Origin of the sequence: Actinomyces sp. HMT 175 (assembly GCF_016694895.1) — a bacterium.
Taxonomy (GTDB): Bacteria; Actinomycetota; Actinomycetes; order Actinomycetales; family Actinomycetaceae; genus Actinomyces; species Actinomyces oris.
In genome coordinates, this window is sequence record NZ_CP068012.1 from 832,251 (window position 1) to 848,801 (window position 16,551).

General features: G+C 68.9%; 20 protein-coding genes. 11 read left to right on the top strand and 9 right to left on the bottom strand.

Translation table 11 applies throughout. The annotated features are described in order from the left end of the window. Positions 1–56 precede the first annotated feature (56 nt). From atpE to JJJ14_RS03600, 11 genes are all read left to right on the top strand, one after another. Complete coding sequence (atpE, locus tag JJJ14_RS03550) at positions 57–266, top strand: ATP synthase F0 subunit C (RefSeq protein WP_009233409.1); 210 nt, start codon at positions 57–59, stop codon at positions 264–266. Beyond that, positions 266–850 (top strand): F0F1 ATP synthase subunit B, encoded by a 585-nt coding sequence (locus tag JJJ14_RS03555; protein ID WP_201444708.1) that lies wholly within the window; start codon positions 266–268, stop codon positions 848–850. The genes atpE and JJJ14_RS03555 overlap by 1 nt, the downstream gene beginning before the upstream one ends. Further along, positions 847–1,662: a F0F1 ATP synthase subunit delta gene (locus JJJ14_RS03560; protein ID WP_201444709.1), complete on the top strand. Its 816-nt coding sequence runs from the start codon at positions 847–849 to the stop codon at positions 1,660–1,662. The genes JJJ14_RS03555 and JJJ14_RS03560 overlap by 4 nt, the downstream gene beginning before the upstream one ends. 105 nt (positions 1,663–1,767) lie before the next feature. Then, positions 1,768–3,399 carry a F0F1 ATP synthase subunit alpha gene (gene atpA / locus JJJ14_RS03565; protein ID WP_009406263.1) on the top strand — a complete coding sequence of 544 codons (1,632 nt, stop codon included), beginning with the start codon at positions 1,768–1,770 and terminating at the stop codon, positions 3,397–3,399. A 1-nt stretch (position 3,400) separates the two neighbouring features. Beyond that, positions 3,401–4,345: a F0F1 ATP synthase subunit gamma gene (locus JJJ14_RS03570; protein ID WP_201444710.1), complete on the top strand. Its 945-nt coding sequence runs from the start codon at positions 3,401–3,403 to the stop codon at positions 4,343–4,345. 93 nt (positions 4,346–4,438) lie between these two features. Beyond that, complete coding sequence (gene atpD / locus JJJ14_RS03575) at positions 4,439–5,875, top strand: F0F1 ATP synthase subunit beta (protein ID WP_003789540.1); 1,437 nt, start codon at positions 4,439–4,441, stop codon at positions 5,873–5,875. 45 nt (positions 5,876–5,920) lie between these two features. Beyond that, positions 5,921–6,187: a F0F1 ATP synthase subunit epsilon gene (locus JJJ14_RS03580; RefSeq protein ID WP_003789542.1), complete on the top strand. Its 267-nt coding sequence runs from the start codon at positions 5,921–5,923 to the stop codon at positions 6,185–6,187. Between the two features lie 3 nt (positions 6,188–6,190). Further along, complete coding sequence (locus JJJ14_RS03585) at positions 6,191–6,607, top strand: DUF2550 family protein (RefSeq protein ID WP_201444711.1); 417 nt, start codon at positions 6,191–6,193, stop codon at positions 6,605–6,607. Positions 6,608–7,019: 412 nt separating this feature from the next. Next, positions 7,020–7,715: an endonuclease NucS gene (gene nucS / locus JJJ14_RS03590; RefSeq protein ID WP_009405946.1), complete on the top strand. Its 696-nt coding sequence runs from the start codon at positions 7,020–7,022 to the stop codon at positions 7,713–7,715. 10 nt (positions 7,716–7,725) lie between these two features. Next, positions 7,726–8,982 carry a DNA glycosylase AlkZ-like family protein gene (locus tag JJJ14_RS03595; protein ID WP_201444712.1) on the top strand — a complete coding sequence of 419 codons (1,257 nt, stop codon included), beginning with the start codon at positions 7,726–7,728 and terminating at the stop codon, positions 8,980–8,982. A 109-nt stretch (positions 8,983–9,091) separates the two neighbouring features. Further along, positions 9,092–10,327, top strand: a complete 1,236-nt coding sequence (locus JJJ14_RS03600) for an N-acetylglucosamine-6-phosphate deacetylase (RefSeq protein ID WP_201445065.1) — start codon at positions 9,092–9,094, stop codon at positions 10,325–10,327. Positions 10,328–10,442: 115 nt separating this feature from the next. Here JJJ14_RS03600 and JJJ14_RS03605 read toward each other — a convergent pair whose 3' ends face one another. The 9 genes from JJJ14_RS03605 to rpmB form a co-directional block, all read right to left on the bottom strand. Then, positions 10,443–10,967 carry a mycothiol transferase gene (locus JJJ14_RS03605; protein WP_201444713.1) on the bottom strand — a complete coding sequence of 175 codons (525 nt, stop codon included), beginning with the start codon at positions 10,965–10,967 and terminating at the stop codon, positions 10,443–10,445. Between the two features lie 619 nt (positions 10,968–11,586). After that, positions 11,587–12,324 (bottom strand): zinc transporter, encoded by a 738-nt coding sequence (locus tag JJJ14_RS03610; RefSeq protein ID WP_236592903.1) that lies wholly within the window; start codon positions 12,322–12,324, stop codon positions 11,587–11,589. Positions 12,325–12,416: 92 nt separating this feature from the next. Further along, positions 12,417–13,061 carry a DUF6318 family protein gene (locus tag JJJ14_RS03615; RefSeq protein WP_201445067.1) on the bottom strand — a complete coding sequence of 215 codons (645 nt, stop codon included), beginning with the start codon at positions 13,059–13,061 and terminating at the stop codon, positions 12,417–12,419. 1,187 nt (positions 13,062–14,248) lie between these two features. Then, positions 14,249–15,121 carry a formyltetrahydrofolate deformylase gene (purU, locus tag JJJ14_RS03620; protein ID WP_075254165.1) on the bottom strand — a complete coding sequence of 291 codons (873 nt, stop codon included), beginning with the start codon at positions 15,119–15,121 and terminating at the stop codon, positions 14,249–14,251. Positions 15,122–15,212: 91 nt separating this feature from the next. Then, entirely contained in the window at positions 15,213–15,335 is a 123-nt protein-coding gene (gene ykgO / locus JJJ14_RS03625) for a type B 50S ribosomal protein L36 (protein WP_003782012.1), read from the bottom strand. An 80-nt stretch (positions 15,336–15,415) separates the two neighbouring features. Continuing rightward, on the bottom strand, positions 15,416–15,667 hold the full coding sequence (locus JJJ14_RS03630; RefSeq protein ID WP_003789587.1) for a type B 50S ribosomal protein L31: 252 nt from the start codon (positions 15,665–15,667) through the stop codon (positions 15,416–15,418). A gap of 150 nt (positions 15,668–15,817) precedes the next feature. Then, complete coding sequence (gene rpsN / locus JJJ14_RS03635; protein ID WP_201444714.1) at positions 15,818–16,123, bottom strand: 30S ribosomal protein S14; 306 nt, start codon at positions 16,121–16,123, stop codon at positions 15,818–15,820. Next, positions 16,123–16,296 carry a 50S ribosomal protein L33 gene (gene rpmG / locus JJJ14_RS03640; protein WP_003789591.1) on the bottom strand — a complete coding sequence of 58 codons (174 nt, stop codon included), beginning with the start codon at positions 16,294–16,296 and terminating at the stop codon, positions 16,123–16,125. The genes rpsN and rpmG overlap by 1 nt, the downstream gene beginning before the upstream one ends. Beyond that, the gene (gene rpmB / locus JJJ14_RS03645; RefSeq protein ID WP_003789593.1) at positions 16,293–16,532 is read right to left on the bottom strand and encodes a 50S ribosomal protein L28; all 240 of its coding nucleotides are present in this window, start codon (positions 16,530–16,532) and stop codon (positions 16,293–16,295) included. The genes rpmG and rpmB overlap by 4 nt, the downstream gene beginning before the upstream one ends. Between the last annotated feature and the right edge of the window lie 19 nt (positions 16,533–16,551).

Here is a 16,551-nt window from a genome sequence, read left to right on the forward strand (position 1 = left end):
AGCCTCTTCCACCGACCCCACCTGCGCCACCCGGCGCCAGAAAGAAGGAACCGCATATGTCCCTCACCGCGCTCGCATACGTCGGCTACGGCCTGGCCACGCTCGGCCCGGGCATCGGCATCGGCCTGCTCGTCGGCAAGACCCAGGAGGCCACGGCCCGTCAGCCCGAGGTGGCCGGACGCCTGTTCACCAACATGATTATCGGCGCGGGCATGGTCGAGGCCCTCGGCCTCATCGGCTTCGTTCTGCCGCTCGTCGTCAAGTGATGCTTCCCCTGGCTGCCGAGGGCGGGCAGGGCGGAGGCACAGCCTTCATCCTTCCCCCGCTCTATGAGATCTTCTGGGCGGCGATCGTCCTCCTGCTCATCCTCCTGGTGGTGGGCCGCTACGCCCTGCCCCGGCTCTACGCCGTGCTGGACGAGCGGGCCCAGCGCATCCAGGAGGGCCTCGACCTGGCCGACAAGGCCAAGCAGGACCAGGCCGACGCCGAGAAGCGCGCCACCCGGCTCGTGGACGAGGCCCGTCGCGAGGCCGCCCGCATCCGCGACAACGCCCAGGGCGAGGCCAAGGAGATCGTCGCCAAGGCCCGCACCGACGCCCAGGCGGAGGCCGCCGGCATCATCGAGGGCGCCCAGCGTCAGATCCTGGCCGAGAAGCAGGCCGCGCAGATCTCGCTGCGCACCGACGTCGGCATGCTCGCCTCCACCCTGGCCGAGCGCATCGTCGGTGAACAGCTGAGCGACACCGCCCTGTCCGAGCGGGTCATCGACCGCTTCCTCGACGAGCTCGAGACCATGGAGCCGGTCGAGGGGCTCGACGCCGGCGCCTCCTCTGCGGAGGCGACGCGGTGAGAACAGGAACTGCCGCCACCCGTGAGACCGTGAGCCAGGCCTGGAGCCCGGTGCTCACGGCCGCGGGCGTCGAGGGCCAGGAGCTGGGTCGCCAGATCCTCGCCCTGGCTCACCAGGTCGCCGTCCACTCGCTGTCCGCGCCGCTGACCGACCCGGGCCGGGAGGCCGAGGACAAGGTGGCCCTGGCCCGCCGGCTCTTCACCGGCACCGTGGACGAGCGCGTCGTCGACCTGCTCAGCGCCATGGTCCGCGGCCGCTGGTCCAAGGCAGTCGACCTGGTCTCCGCCCTCCACGACATGGGCATCGAGGCGATCCTCGCCGGTGCTCACGCGGGCGGCTCGGCGGAGGAGATCGAGCAGCAGCTCTTCGAGGTCCATGAGCAGATCGCCGACAACCGCGAGCTGCGCGAGGCCCTGACCCCCTCACGCCGCACCGGCACCGAGGCCCGGGTCCGCTTGGCAGAGGGCGTCTTCGCGCCCCACATCAGCGCCCCCGCCATGAGCCTGGTGGACTGGTGCGTGCGCCACCACGCCGAGGGCGGACCGCTGCGCAACCTGCGCCGTGTCGTCGAGCTGGCCGCCGAGATGCGTCAGCGCACCATCGTCGACGTCGTCACCGCCATCCCCATGACCTCGGCCCAGGAGGAGCGCCTGCGCACCATCCTGGAGCGCCGCCTGGGCACCAGGATCGACCTCAACTGCGAGGTCGACCCCACGGTCATCGGCGGAGCCCGCATCTCGACGCGGAACTACGTCATGGACCGCACCGTGCGCAGCGCCGTCGCCGAGCTGCGCACCCGGCTGGCGGGCTAGCCCGCTCATCGCACGCCGACCCACAACTTCACCACCCCACCCCGCGCCGTCGTCGCTCACGCCCAGCGCCGCCGGCCCCCAGAACGCAACCAGCAAGGAGACGAGATGGCAGAGCTGACCATCAGGCCCGAGGAGATCCGCTCGGCCCTGAACGAGTTCGCCGAGTCCTACAAGCCCGCCGAGGTCGCGGCCGAGGAGGTCGGGCACGTCGTCTTCGCCGCTGACGGCATCGCGCACGTCGAGGGCCTGCCCGGCGTCATGGCCAACGAGCTGCTCACCTTCGAGGACGGCACCGCCGGCCTGGCCATGAACCTCGAGGAGCGCCGGATCGGCGTCGTCGTCCTGGGCTCCTTCGACGGCATCGACGAGGGCCAGGTCGTGCGCCGCACCGGCGAGGTCCTCTCCGTGCCCGTGGGTGACGCCTACCTGGGCCGCGTCGTCGACCCGCTGGGCCGTCCCATCGACGGCCTGGGCGAGATCGAGGCCGAGGGGCGCCGCGCCCTGGAGCTCCAGGCCCCCGGCGTCATGGCCCGCAAGTCCGTCCACGAGCCCCTCCAGACCGGGCTCAAGGCCATCGACTCGATGATCCCGATCGGCCGCGGCCAGCGCCAGCTCATCATCGGCGACCGCCAGACCGGCAAGACCGCCATCGCCCTGGACACCATCCTCAACCAGAAGGAGGCCTGGGAGTCCGGCGACCCGAACAAGCAGGTGCGCTGCATCTACGTGGCCACCGGCCAGAAGGGCTCCACCATCGCCGCCGTGCGCGCCACCCTGGAGGAGCGCGGCGCCCTGGAGTACACCACCATCGTGGCCTCCCCGGCCTCCGACCCGGCCGGCTTCAAGTACCTGTCGCCCTACACGGGCTCGGCCATCGGCCAGCACTGGATGTACCAGGGCAAGCACGTCCTCATCGTCTTCGACGACCTGTCCAAGCAGGCCGAGGCATACCGCGCCGTCTCCCTGCTGCTGCGCCGTCCGCCGGGCCGCGAGGCCTACCCCGGTGACGTCTTCTACCTCCACTCGCGCCTGCTGGAGCGCTGCTCCAAGCTCTCCGACGAGCTGGGGGCGGGCTCCATGACCGGGCTGCCGATCATCGAGACCAAGGCCAACGACGTCTCGGCCTACATCCCCACCAACGTCATCTCCATCACCGACGGGCAGATCTTCCTCCAGTCCGACCTGTTCAACGCCGACCAGCGCCCCGCCGTCGACGTCGGCATCTCCGTGTCCCGCGTGGGCGGCGCCGCCCAGGTCAAGGCCATGAAGAAGGTCGCCGGAACCCTCAAGATCACGCTGGCCCAGTACCGCTCCATGCAGGCCTTCGCCATGTTCGCCTCCGACCTGGACGCCGCCACCCGCGCCCAGCTCACCCGCGGTGAGCGCCTCATGGAGCTGCTCAAGCAGCCCCAGTACACGCCCTACCCGGTGGCTGAGCAGGTCGCCAGCGTCTGGGCCGGCACCAAGGGCTACCTCGACGACATAGACGTCTCCGACGTCCTGCCCTTCGAGGCCGCCTTCCTGGACCACCTGCGGCGCAACACCGACATCCTCGACACCATCGAGTCCACCGGTCAGCTCACTGACGAGACCGAGGAGGCCCTGGTCAAGGCCGTTGAGGCCTTCCGGCGCACCTTCGCCTCCGGTGAGCAGATGCTGGGCGCCCAGGTCGCCGAGCCCGAGGAGGAGCCCGCCGCCGAGAGGACCACCGAGCAGCTCGTGGTCAAGAGGGGCTGACGTGGCAGGAAACCAGCGCGTCTACAAGCAGCGCATTCGATCGACCCAGACCCTCCAGAAGGTGTTCCGGGCGATGGAGCTCATCGCCTCGTCCCGGATCGGGCAGGCGCGCCGCAACGCGCAGGAGGCCTCGCCCTACGATCACGCCCTGAGCCAGGCGGTGGCTGCGCTGGGGACCTACTCCCGCTTCGAGCACCCCATCACCCAGGAGCGCACCGACACCAAGCGCGTGGCGATCCTCGTGGTCACCTCTGACCGCGGCATGGCCGGCGCCTACTCGGCCACCATCCTGCGCGAGACCGGCCGCCTCATCGAGGAGCTGGTCAAGGAGGGCAAGGAGCCGGTGATCTTCACCTTCGGCCGGCGCGCCCAGAGCTACTTCAGCTTCCGGGGCACGCCGATTGAGTTCTCCTGGACCGGGCAGTCGGACCGCCCCAGCAACGAGGCCATCGAGGAGGTGGCCACCACCCTGCTGGACTACTTCCTCCAGCCGGCCGAGGCCGGCGGCGTCGCCGAGGTCCACATCGTCTTCACCCGCTACGTCTCGATGGTCTCCCAGGTCCCCGAGGTGCGTCGCATGCTGCCGCTCAAGGTGGTCGACGTCGAAGGGGCCGGCGAGCTCGACGACGCCGGCAACGAGGCCCTGGAGAAGGAGCTGGCGGCCAAGCACGGCAGCTCCATGCCGCTGTACGAGTTCGAGCCCGGTCCCTCCGAGGTGCTCGACGCCCTCCTGACCCGCTACATGGGCTCGCGCATCCGCAACGCCCTGCTGCAGTCGGCCGCCTCCGAGCTGGCCAGCCGCCAGCAGGCCATGCACACGGCCACGGACAACGCCGAGGACCTCATCATCACCTACACCCGCCTGGCCAACGCGGCCCGCCAGGGCGACATCACCCAGGAGATCACGGAGATCGTCTCGGGTGCCGACGCCCTGGGGTCCGAATAGGCCGGGAAGCCCCCGACGTCGTCGAGAACCCCACACAGACTCACCTCACCGAGCAGGACCCCTCTCAGCTCTGGAAGATACGGAAGAACGCACATGGCTGACACCACCACCCCCGGGACGGGACGCATCACCCGCATCATCGGCGCCGTCGTCGACGTCGAGTTCCCGCCTGATGCGATCCCGGCGATGTACAACGCCCTCAAGGTGACCGTCCAGGCCACCAGCGCCGGCGAGGAGCCCCACGAGATCACCCTGGAGGTCGCCCAGCACCTGGGTGACAACATCGTGCGCACGATCTCCCTCAAGCCCACCGACGGCCTCGTGCGCGGCACGCAGGTGCGCGACACCGGCGCGCCGATCTCCGTGCCCGTGGGCGACGTGACCAAGGGTCACGTCTTCAACGTCACCGGCGACGTCCTCAACCTCGGCCCCGGCGAGCAGCTGGAGATCACCGAGCGCTGGCCCATCCACCGCCAGCCCCCGGCCTTCGACCAGCTCGAGTCCAAGGAGCAGATGTTCGAGACCGGCATCAAGGTCATCGACCTGCTCACCCCCTACGTGCAGGGCGGCAAGATCGGCCTGTTCGGCGGCGCCGGCGTGGGCAAGACCGTCCTCATCCAGGAGATGATCCAGCGCGTGGCCCAGAACCACGGTGGTGTCTCCGTGTTCGCCGGCGTGGGGGAGCGCACCCGTGAGGGCAACGACCTCATCGTTGAGATGGACGAGGCCGGCGTGTTCGACAAGACCGCCCTGGTCTTCGGCCAGATGGACGAGCCGCCGGGCACGCGTCTGCGCGTGGCCCTGTCCGCCCTGACGATGGCCGAGTACTTCCGCGACGTCCAGCACCAGGACGTGCTGCTGTTCATCGACAACATCTTCCGCTTCACCCAGGCCGGCTCCGAGGTCTCCACGCTGCTGGGCCGCATGCCCTCGGCCGTGGGCTACCAGCCCAACCTGGCTGACGAGATGGGCCAGCTCCAGGAGCGCATCACCTCCGCCGGCGGCCACTCCATCACCTCCCTGCAGGCGATCTACGTGCCCGCCGACGACTACACCGACCCGGCGCCGGCGACGACCTTCGCCCACCTGGACGCCACCACCGAGCTCAGCCGTGAGATCGCCTCGCGAGGCATCTACCCGGCCGTGGACCCGCTGACCTCCACCTCGCGCCTGCTGGCCCCCGGCTACGTGGGCCAGGAGCACTACGACGTCGCCACTCGCGTGAAGTCCATCCTCCAGAAGAACAAGGAGCTCCAGGACATCATCGCGATCCTCGGTGTCGACGAGCTCGGCGAGGAGGACAAGGTGACGGTGGCCCGCGCCCGCCGCATCGAGCAGTTCCTGTCCCAGAACACCTACATGGCGGAGAAGTTCACCGGCGTGGCCGGCTCCACCGTGCCGCTGTCGGAGACCATTGAGGCCTTCCGCCGTATCTGCGACGGTGACTACGACCACCTGCCGGAGCAGGCGTTCTTCAACATCGGTGGCATCGAGGACCTCGAGCGTCGCGCCGCCGAGCTCAACGCCTGAGTCGTTAGGATCCGGGTAGAGCCGGGCGCAGGAAAGGAGGGGGACATGGCCTTACATGTTGAGGTGGTCTCGCCGGCGGGCGAGGCCTGGACCGGTGAGGCGACGCAGGTCTCCGTACCCCTGATTAACGGGGAGCTGGGGATCCTGCCGGGTCGTCAGCCCCTCGTGGCGGTCCTGGGGGCCGGTCCGGTGCGGCTGAGTCCCATCGACGGCGAGATGTGCAGCATCGAGGTGTCCGGCGGCTTCTGCTCCGTGGACCACGACGTCATCACGATCGCCGCCGACCACGTGAAGCAGGGCGCGGAGGCCTGAGTCATGGGGCAGCACGTGTGGACGGTCGTGGCGATTGCCGTCACCGTCCTCGTGCTGCTGGCAGGCGGGTTCCTGCTGCGTTTGCGCTACCTGGCCGGGCAGGTTGGCTCCTTCGAGTGCGCCCTGCGTCCACGCGGGGCGCAGCGCTGGCTGAGCGGGGTGGCCTCCTTCCGGCTCGACTCCCTGGAGTGGTATCGCCTCGTGTCCTTCTCCACCAGGCCGTCGCGCTCATGGAGCCGCTTGAACCTGGAGCTCTCCGAGGCACGGCGACGCCGGGAGCAGGGGCGCGTCGTCGAGGTGCACTGTGTGGACGCCACCCGCAGCCCGGAGGGCTTCGACCTGGCCATGATGGAGGAGTCCCACTCGGCGCTAGTCGCCTGGGTGGAGTCCGCCGCCCCTGAGCAGCCCCGGCTCTTCTGAGACCCGACGCCGGGGCTCGGCGATGCGGCTGGCTACTGAGCCTGGCGGCTGCGGCCGGCCGGTGAACCCGGCGGCCGGATCCGCCGGGGCGGGGCGGGGCCTCCTGGCCGGATCGGCGACGTACCTTTCGTCCGAGGACTGCGTTTTCCTCCAGGCCACTGGGGTCCCTTCCCAGTCATCTGGAGGACATCGCAGTCCTCGATCACGACGTACGTTCTCGACGACGGGGTGGGGCGCCGCCATCGCCTGACGCTGCGTCCCCAGGCCCCGGGGCACGCCTGAGACACGACGTCCGATCCGGTGTGGATGCCGTGCATGGACAGTGGAGGGGAACGCCTCGGGTGACACGATGCTCAGGCCCGCCGGCCCCGGCGTCGCGCCGAGGCCGGGCCCGCCCCGCTAGGGTGGACGGGTGCGCCTCGTTATTGCCTCCTGCTCCGTCGACTACTCCGGCCGCCTGGACGCCCACCTGCCCCGGGCCACTCGCGTGCTCATGCTCAAGGCCGACGGCTCGGTCCTCATCCACTCCGACGGCGGCTCCTACAAGCCCCTGAACTGGATGAGTGCCCCGGCCCGCCTGGCCGTCACCGAGCCGGACGAGGAGGCCGCCGCCGACGGCGTGCGCGAGGTTTGGGAGGTCAGCGCCACCAAGACCGATGACCGCCTCGTCATCCGCCTTTTCGAGACCATCTCCGACGTCAGCCACGAGCTGGGTGTGGACCCAGGGCTCACCAAGGACGGCGTCGAGGCCCACCTCCAGGAGCTCCTGGCCGAGCAGATCGAGGTCCTGGGTGCCGGCTACCGCCTGGTGCGCCGCGAGTTCCCCACCGCCATCGGCCCGGTCGACATCATGGCCAAGGACGCCGAGGGCCGCTCCGTGGCCGTGGAGATCAAGCGCGTCGGCGGGATCGACGGCGTTGAGCAGCTCACCCGCTACCTCGAGCTCCTCGACCGCGACCCGCTGCTGACCCCCGTCCAGGGCGTCTTCGCCGCCCAGACGATCAAGCCCCAGGCCCGCGTCCTGGCCGAGGACCGCGGCATCCGCTGCGTCACCCTCGACTACGACGCCATGCGCGGCATGGACGACCCGAGCTCCCGCCTGTTCTGAGGAGACTGCCATGCCCGCCGCCCGCACGTCCTCCGCAACGCTGCCGACCGAGGTGAGCCTGGCCCGCATCATCTCCCAGGACCTCGTCCCGGCCACTGCTGCGCCCGACGTCGTCGCGGCAGTGTCCCGCCAGCTCGCCATCCAGGGCCAGCAGGTTTCCGCCGTCCCCCACGCCCTGCTCGTGCGCGCCCCGGCCGCTACCCCGGCCGACGTCGAGGCGGCCTTCGCGCGAGGCGACCTGGTTCGCTCCTGGCCCATGCGCGGCACCGTCCACATCACCACCGCCGCCGACCACCACTGGCTGCGGGCCGCTCTCATGCACCGCACCGACGCCTGGGTGCGGAACAGCGAGAAGGCTTACGGCGTCGATTCCGCCCTGTGCGAGCGCGCCGCCGAGGTGGCGCTGGGCCTCATTGAGGACCAGGGCCCGCTGAGGCGCTCGGTGCTGCTGGCGGCCTGGCAGGAGGCCGGCCTCATGGAGGCTTTCCGCGGTGAGGACGTCTCGGCCTACCGGCGCCGCCACCTCCTGGTGCGCCTCCAGCGCGAGGGGATCCTCGTCCAGGGTCCGCGGTCCGGCAACGAGCACCTCGTCATGGACGCACGTTCCCTGCCCGACGCCGACTCCGGGCCCGCCGGAGCAGGCGTCGCCCACGGCGGGACTGGCCACCGCGCCGCCTGCGCGCACATCGCCTACCGCTACGCCACCAGCCACGGCCCGGTCAGCGCCGAGGACCTGGCCCGCTGGACCACACTGCCCAAGACTCAGGCCGCCCGCGCCCTGGAGGACGCCGTCGAGCTGGGGGAGGAGCAGGCCCCAGCCGCGGTTAATGCTGCCGGTGAGCCGGCCGGGCCCCGTGTCCCGCTCGTGCGCGCGGTCGCCGAGGGTGGGACCCGCGGAGGCCTGCGCCCGCTCGGTCCCGGCGAGTCGGCCCCGAAGACCGGCCTGCTCTACATGCGCGCCGACCTGCCCGACCTGCTGTCCGCCCACCGCAACGCCGCGCAGGCCACGCACTTCCTGGGCTCCTTCGACGAGCTGCACGTGGGCTACAAGGACCGCTCCTGCCTTACTGATGAGGACGGCGAACGCCTCATCTGCCCGGCGAGCAACGGCATGTTCCGCCCGATCCTGGTGGACCGGGGCCGCCTCGTCGCCGTGCGGCCGGTCGGGGAGGGCCTGCTGTGGAAGGGCGGGGCGGCGCCGTCGGCGCGCGTGGAGCGCGACGTCAACCGGGCCGTCTCCCGCATGGAGCAGCGCCTGGCCGGGTGAGCGGAGCGGAGCCGAAACCTGCCCGGGCAATGTGGGGGAGGAGACGCCCCGAAGGAGGTTGTCTGATGTCTGAAGTGGTGACAGAATCCGACTCATGAGCAACGAAGCCATGCAGGTCCGCGCACTGCGGGGACGTGTCGTCACCCCCGACCACATCATCGACGATGGGGTGGTTGTCCTGTCGGGATCCCACATCGCGTGGGTCGGGCCCGCTGACCAGGCCGCACGGGCCGGCTTCGCAGACGCCGTCGAGCAGGCTCAGGCCGCACCCGAGGGGGGCTACCTTTTGCCGGGCCTGGTGGACGTCCACTGCCACGGTGGGGGCGGTGAGTCCTTCCCCAACGCCGAGACCGCCGAGCAGGCCATGGTCTCCGTGCTCGAGCACCGCCGCTTCGGCACCACGTCTCTGGTGGCCTCCTGCGTGACGGCCGCCCCCGAGGTCCTGCGCGCGCGCACCCGGGTGCTGGCGGGGCTGTGCGAGGACGGTGAGCTCGCCGGCATCCACTTCGAGGGGCCCTTCGTCTCGGTGGAGCGCTGCGGCGCCCAGGACCCCACCTACATCATCGATCCCGACGCCGCCCTGACCCGCGAGCTTATCGAGCTCGGCGGCGGGCACGTCGTCACCATGACCATCGCCCCGGAGAAGCCCGGCATCACCGGCGACGACGGCGTCAACGCGGCCCTCATCGAGGGCGGGGCGCTGCCCTCCTTCGGGCACACCGACTCCGAGGTCGCCCCCGTGCGCGCCGCCCTGGCCGACGCCGCCACCCGCATCGCCGAGCGCCTCGAGGCCGGCAAACCGGTCCGCACCCCGCGCTCGACAGCCACCCACCTGTTCAACGGCATGCGCCCCATGCACCACCGCACGCCCGGGCCCGTGCCCGAGTTCCTGGCGGCCGCCCAGCGCGGCGAGTGCGTCTTGGAGATGATCGGCGACGGCGTGCACCTCAGCCCCGCCATCGTCCTGGACATGTTCGAGACCCTGGGGCGCGACAACGTCGTCCTGGTCACCGATGCCATGGCGGCGGCCGGCATGGCCGACGGCGACTACGTGCTCGGCTCCCAGCCGGTCACCGTGGCCGACGGCGTCGCCCGCCTCACCGAGGGCGGCGCGATCGCAGGGGGGACCGCCCACCTCATCGACGTCGTGCGCACCACCTGGCAGGGGGGAGTCGACCTGGTCGACGCCGTCTACGCCGCCAGCGTCCAGGGCGCCCAGATCCTCGGCGACTCCTCCGTGGGGGCGCTGCGGGCGGGCCTGTGGGCCGACGTCGTCGTCACCGACGCGGAGCTGCGTCCCGTCACCGTGCTGCGCCGCGGCGAGGCGGTGGAGCCCGCCGCCTGATCCTCCCGCACCACCGGCCCACGCGGGCCCCAACAGACTCTTGTCATGTGGGAGCCGTTCGCCCCGACCTGAACCGCCAGGTCGGGGCGAACGTGTGGTACGGGGGGGTGCGCGCCTAGCCGGGCAGGCCCAGGAGGCGGCGGGTATAGACGGCCTGGCCGGAGTGTTGGGCGGCGTCGTCAATGACTGAGGCCAGGCGCACGGCCCGAGTGACGGGCGGGTCCCAGGACTCGTCAACGATGTCATCGAGCGACTCCGGCGTGAGGGAGCGCAGGTAGGTGGTGGCCAGGGCGTAGGCGTCGTCAAGGTAGGAGAAGAGGAGACCCAGGTCGCCGACGACGACCTGAGCGGCCTGCTCGGGCGTGTGGCGCCAGTCCTCGGTATCGTCGGGCAGGGGCAGGTCGAAGCGCTCGCGGTGGCCGCCGGTGATCCAGACGGGTTCAACGCCCGCCAAGGGCGCGACCTGAATGTCGAGCTCGCGGGCCGTGTGCCAGGCCAGCCAGGTCAGGGAGTCGATGCGGGGTGCCAGGTCCGGGGCGGGCCGGGTGTTGGCCTGCTCGAGTGTGACGCCATCAAAAGCGCGGTCGAATCGCTCGCGGGACCGGGACAGGACGTCAATGAGCATCTCAAGAGTCGTCATGATGTCAGGCTACGTGGTGGGCCTGGGCGGTGGTGGGGTCGATGAGGAACTGATGAGCCGTGAGGGGCTCCACCCTTGGGGATGGTGTTTAAGCGTCGTGATGTTTGCTCGCATCTCGCGAGTTGAGGTGGCGGGTTGTGAGGTTCGGTGGACGAGCCGGCTGTTCGTGCCCGCTGATGGACTCCAAGAACTCGCTGAGGTCGTGTGGGGTCTGGCGTGGGGCGCCGTGTGCATTACCGGTGGCCCGCGGCGTCTGACTGGCCTCCGGGCGGTGTCTGGGGTCTGTGACGGGCGTCCCTGGCCGTCGCGTTCGTACCTTATGCCTCGCGTTCGAGGGGTAAAGGGTACGAACAGGCCACCTACCCTACGACCGCGTGCGTCGGACGGTTCAGCGGCCGGCCTCAGTGGGGCGTTGCGAGGCCTTGGTGTCACGTTTGGCGACTTTTAGGCTGTCCATTGGCTGACGTGCCCGGTCCTGTGCGGCTTTGACCTGCGCATATGTGCCACGGAGGGACGGTCATGAGTCTGGATGGTCCTTAAAAGTCGCCGTTTGTGACACCGCGTTCGCTGAGTGGGCTGGTGGGCTGAAGGTGCGAGCGTGTGCGCTGGGGTGTGGGGGTTAGTGGCCTTGGGCTTCTTCTGCGTCGTCGGTGAGGTAGGTGACGATGCGGACCAGGTCGTAGGGGGTGGAGGTCTCGGTGGTGGTGATGGTGCCCTCGATGGGTCGCCACTGGCTCTCGCCGGCGGGGCGGAACCTGGTGGTCCAGGTCGTGGTCAGGGTGGTGGTGACGCCGGTGGCGGTGTGCTGGTAGTAGTGCGTCACCGTCTGGTGGGGGTAGGGGGCGCCTGGGTCGGTGGTGGTTGTGGTGGTGCCGTCTCCCCAGCCCCAGGTGTAGGAGGTGGGGGTGAACTCGACCTCGATGGGAGTGCCCAGAATCGTGGTGGTCTGGTAGCGCACGGTGGGGTTGGTGTAGACGATGAAGGCCATGGAGATGATGACCTTGGGGCCCGGGGGCTGACGCGTAATCCCAGAACCCTGAGCAATCAATGTCGCGGCCTGGCGGGTGGTGATGGTGACCGTCCGGGCACCACCGGTGGTGGGTTGGTCGGGTTGGGTGGGGCGGTGGAGGGTGGACAGGTTGCACTTGTACTTGTCCAGCCCGTACTCATCCTTCTCCGTGGAGCATTCCTGGTGGGGCTGCTCGTCCCATGTCGAGCTGTCTTCGTACTGAGTTGTTACGCCGTCACCAGAGGAGCCTGAACCTGTATCCTCGGATTCGGGGTTGGAGGTTACTGATCTCGAGGCATGTCCGGCAATAGTGGTGTAATCGTCTGTCGCCTGTGTGTCCCAACTCAATTCACCCTCTCCGGTTTCCTCGGCTAATGAGGGGGAAGTGAGGAATGTGGAAAACGCTATTGCGAAGATGGATGCCGTCGTGAGCGTGTGTTTCATTGTGTTTTCTCTACTTCCACTCCACCAACTAGCCAGCGGCCATTCATGTAATGAACTGCGAAGTTGAGTGTCTGACCTTGCATCGCTTCGGTTATCTTAGTTTCTGTCCCTCCTTTAGGGTGACTTATCTGTTCGCCGTGATCGGCGATTACTTTGATTCTGTTGTAATTGTAGCCGTCGAGTTTTTCGTAGTAGGTTAGATCGGTTATGGTTTGTTCCCATCTGTCGGCCCAACCGCCACTGTTGTGGAGCGTGGTGGCATTGTTGATCGTTGATTGGCAGAACTTGCAGCGGTCGTCACTCATGGCGGCGAACTCGGTGGTGTCGCCGGTCATGAAGGCGTAGCGGTAGAGGTTGAGGAAGTAGCCGACGCTGGCTGCCGCACCCTCGGCGCTCTCCTCGTTCAGCTGCGGGGGCTTGGCCGGTTCGGGTTCGGCCAGGGCGGCGTCGCGCTTGGCACGCAGCTCAGGAGTCAGAGCCGCTTCCCGGGAGGCGGTCGCTGAGGCGTTGGCGTCAGCGATGCCCTTCTCAGCCCGAGCAATAGCCGCCGACGCGCTGGCACTGGCGCTCGCGCTGGCCTCAGCCTTGGCGTCTTTCACCGAGCAGGCCGCCACCCCCAGCGCCAGCACGCACACCGCCACCAACCCGGCCACGCCTCTCCGGCGGCTGTGCGCGGCAGGGCGGCGCTTCAAGATGGTGACCTGGCTAGAGCCGGATGCAGGACGCCGGGTATCTGTGGGCTCGGGGGATCGTAGGGACGTACTCATCACGGAAGCCTCCTCGCCACCGAAACAACTCCATACCCCGCCCGGCTGGGCGACACTGCCCGTTCAGACGGTGCATTGACATTACCTGCCCCAACGTCCCCAAACCAGGCCCCGAGGACACTCTGTGGAAAACCCGAAACGGGACTCCCCGAGGAGGGCGGCGCCTCTCGCGTCATCAGTCCACAACCGTCGACTGTGACCGGTACCAGAGAGAGTCATGGTGGCTGCGTGAACCGTGCTCACACTCGGCCACCTGACCTTGCACGATTCCACCAGCCGCTGTGTTGTCTCATGGCTTCTGAGAGTTTCGGATGTCATGACATCTCAAGACACCGGTGGGGTGCGTCTGCCGGATGGGAGAGCTGCTGCTTCAGTCTGCCGGAGAGAGGCTGACCCGGTCAGTGTGGTGGCTGCCGTCGTCGTCTGGACGCACTGCACGAGGGGTGGGGTGCTACTGGACGAGGGTCGGGTGCACTTTGGGTAGGTGGGGCCTTCGTGCAGTACGCACAACCCTTGGCCAGTAGATCCCGACCCTCGTGGAGCAGGCCAACTCGAGGCGAGACTCAAGGCGGAGCCGGCGTCGGGTCATAGCCTCCAGGCCCCAGCACAGACGTCGGTCAGAAGTCGGTCGGGCGGACCTGTGACGGAGACGCCGGGCACTGCCGCAAGACCCACGGACTCTCGCTCCTGCGCGGCCTGGTGTCCACAGTGCTGACATTAACGGGCTCGGCGTCAGTGCGCCCAGCAGGGATCGTTGAAATCCTGCGGTTTCTCTCGGGTGTGCAGCCCCGATTCGGGGGTTAATGTCAGCGCTGTGGACACCACTCTCGTCACGCCCCATCCCTTCGGCCCCCTCGCCTCCTGGACCACCAGCCTGCCCCGGGTTCCCGCCCGAGTGAGTGTCTCAGAAGTGAGGAGACAGCACAGATTCCACCAGCCGCGTTCACAACCTCACGGGGAAGTACATCGTCAGTGCTCCAGCACTTTGTGCCATCCGAGTCGCCCACGTCACCGTCCGGCCTCTATCCGGACGGTGACGGGCCACCCCACCCCGCCTCTGCTCAGGCGAAGACGACGGTGCGGTGCCCGTTGAGCAGCACCCGGTGCTCGGTGTGCCAGCGCACCGCCTGCGCCAGCACCCGACGCTCGACGTCCTGTCCCTTGGCCTGCAGCACGGACACCGAGTCCTCGTGCCCGGCCCGCGTCACGTCCTGCTCGATGATCGGCCCCTCATCGAGGTCCGCTGTCACGTAATGCGCCGTCGCCCCGATGAGCTTGACCCCGCGTTCGTGCGCCTGGGCGTAAGGGCGCGCCCCCTTAAAGGACGGCAGGAACGAGTGGTGAATGTTGATGACGCCCCCGTGCAGCCGCTCGCACAGGGCGGGGGAGAGGATCTGCATGTAGCGGGCCAGCACCACCAGCTCGACGTCGAGGGAGTCCACCAGCCCCAGCAGCTCGGCCTCGGCGGCCTCCTTGGTCTCCTTGGTGACCGGGATGTGGTGGAAGGGCACCCCGTAGAACTCGGCGACATCCCGTAGCGTCTCGTGGTTGCCCACCACGCCGACGACGTCGACCGGCAGTCCCTGGCTGCGGGCCCGGAAGAGCAGATCGGTCAGGCAGTGCCCCTCCTTGGAGACCATGATGAGGGTGCGCATCGCGCGCCCCACCTCATCGAGGCTCCACTCCATCTCGTACTCGCCGGCCAGCTCGGCCAGGTCCTTCTCCAGCTCCACGCGCGGCACGGTGGTGAGCACCTGGACCCGCATGAAGAACAGTCCGGTGGAGGAGTCCCCGAACTGCTTGGACTCGGTGATGTTCCCGCCGCGGCGCGCCAGCGTGCCGGTGACCGCGTGGACGATCCCTGGGCGGTCGGGGCAGGACAGGGACAGGACCAGGTGGGCGGCGGAGTCGGTGTGCGCCGTGGAATGAGCCATGGCCTCAGCCTAACCGGGACCGGCCCCTGCCGTAGAAACGGCTCAGGTGCCGGTCCCGGAGGGTCCGTGTTCCTTGGATTATCGTCGCGGCTCAGCCCTGACGGGCCTTGAGGCGGGGGTTCTTCTTGTTGATGACGTAGGTGTGGCCGCGGCGTCGGACCACCTTGGACCCCGGCTGCTTGGCCAGGGACCGGATCGAGGCTCGAACCTTCATGTCGGTTCCTTTCCTTCTTCGTGTCCAGTGAGGGCGGTGAGAGATCGACGGGGAGAGGCTTGGGTGCTTCGCCTGTACGCCTACCGCTTGCGCTTGCCGTAGCGGCGCTCGAACTTCTCCACCCGGCCGGCCGTGTCCAGGATGCGGCCCTGGCCGGTCCAGAACGGGTGCGAGGCGCTGGAGACCTCGACGTCGTAGACCGGGTAGGTGTTGCCGTCCTCCCACTCGATGGTCTCCGACGACGTCAGGGTCGAACGGGTCAGGAAGGCGAAGCCTGCGGACTTGTCGCGAAAGACAATGGGCTGGTAGCTGGGGTGGATCCCAGGACGCATACGAGCTCCTTGGAAGGGGGTGAATATGAGAACTGACGTGGTGAACGAGTACCGGCAGCGGTGCTGAGAGGGGCGCGGTTGCGAGCGTGCTACGCCGCATCGTGGGCCCCGGCGGGTGCGGGCCCGCAGACCCACCCCGCCCGCACCCGCCTACCAGGAGGACTTGACGATGCCCGGAAGCTCGCCGCGCAGCGCCATCTCGCGGAAGCGCACTCGGGAGGTCCCGGTGACGCGCAGGTGGCCGCGCGGGCGACCGTCCACCACGTCACGCCGACGCAGACGAGTGGGGGAGGCGTCGCGGGGCAGCGCGTGCAGCGCCGCCATCGCCTCATCGCGCTCGGCCTGGCTCAGGTGGGGGTTGACCGAGGTCCGCTTGAGCTCGGCGCGGCGCTCGGCGTAACGCTCCACCACCTGCTGGCGCCGCAGCTCGGCGGCGATCTTGGACTTCTTGGCCATCAGCGCGACTCCTTGTACTCCACGTGCCGGCGCACCACCGGATCGAATTTGCGCAGCACCAGCCGGTCGGGGGTGTTGCGGCGGTTCTTGCGGGTCACGTAGGTGTGACCTGTCCCCGCGGTCGAGACCATCTTGATGATCGGCCGCAGGTCCTTGCCCTTGGCGCCGCTCATGACAGCTTCTCCCCTCGGGCGAGCATCTGAGCCACGACGACGTCGATGCCCAGCTTGTCGATCGTGCGGATGCCCTTGGCGGACACCGTCAGGCGCACGGTGCGCCCCAGGGAGGGCACCCAGTAGCGCTTGCGCTGCAGGTTGGGGTCCCAGCGCCGGGGCGTGCGCTTGTGGGAGTGGGAGACGGACCGGCCGAAGACAGGCCGGGCCCCCGTGACTTGGCAGTAGGTGGTCATGACGAGCATGATATAAGAA

Excerpts from the sequence above, each read along its gene's own strand:
- JJJ14_RS03555 (WP_201444708.1), top strand. The coding sequence starts at position 266 with ATGCTTCCCCTGGCTGCCGAGGGCGGGCAGGGCGGAGGCACAGCCTTC.
- rpmG (WP_003789591.1), bottom strand. The coding sequence starts at position 16,296 with ATGAGCGGCGCCAAGGGCAAGGACCTGCGGCCGATCATCAAGATGGTC.
- JJJ14_RS03605 (WP_201444713.1), bottom strand. The coding sequence starts at position 10,967 with ATGACGACTCTTGAGATGCTCATTGACGTCCTGTCCCGGTCCCGCGAG.
- JJJ14_RS03600 (WP_201445065.1), top strand. The coding sequence starts at position 9,092 with ATGCAGGTCCGCGCACTGCGGGGACGTGTCGTCACCCCCGACCACATC.
- atpA (WP_009406263.1), top strand. The coding sequence starts at position 1,768 with ATGGCAGAGCTGACCATCAGGCCCGAGGAGATCCGCTCGGCCCTGAAC.
- JJJ14_RS03630 (WP_003789587.1), bottom strand. The coding sequence starts at position 15,667 with ATGCGTCCTGGGATCCACCCCAGCTACCAGCCCATTGTCTTTCGCGAC.
- ykgO (WP_003782012.1), bottom strand. The coding sequence starts at position 15,335 with ATGAAGGTTCGAGCCTCGATCCGGTCCCTGGCCAAGCAGCCGGGGTCC.
- atpE (WP_009233409.1), top strand. The coding sequence starts at position 57 with ATGTCCCTCACCGCGCTCGCATACGTCGGCTACGGCCTGGCCACGCTC.
- JJJ14_RS03585 (WP_201444711.1), top strand. The coding sequence starts at position 6,191 with ATGGGGCAGCACGTGTGGACGGTCGTGGCGATTGCCGTCACCGTCCTC.
- rpsN (WP_201444714.1), bottom strand. The coding sequence starts at position 16,123 with ATGGCCAAGAAGTCCAAGATCGCCGCCGAGCTGCGGCGCCAGCAGGTG.
- purU (WP_075254165.1), bottom strand. The coding sequence starts at position 15,121 with ATGGCTCATTCCACGGCGCACACCGACTCCGCCGCCCACCTGGTCCTG.
- atpD (WP_003789540.1), top strand. The coding sequence starts at position 4,439 with ATGGCTGACACCACCACCCCCGGGACGGGACGCATCACCCGCATCATC.
- JJJ14_RS03580 (WP_003789542.1), top strand. The coding sequence starts at position 5,921 with ATGGCCTTACATGTTGAGGTGGTCTCGCCGGCGGGCGAGGCCTGGACC.
- JJJ14_RS03595 (WP_201444712.1), top strand. The coding sequence starts at position 7,726 with ATGCCCGCCGCCCGCACGTCCTCCGCAACGCTGCCGACCGAGGTGAGC.
- rpmB (WP_003789593.1), bottom strand. The coding sequence starts at position 16,532 with ATGACCACCTACTGCCAAGTCACGGGGGCCCGGCCTGTCTTCGGCCGG.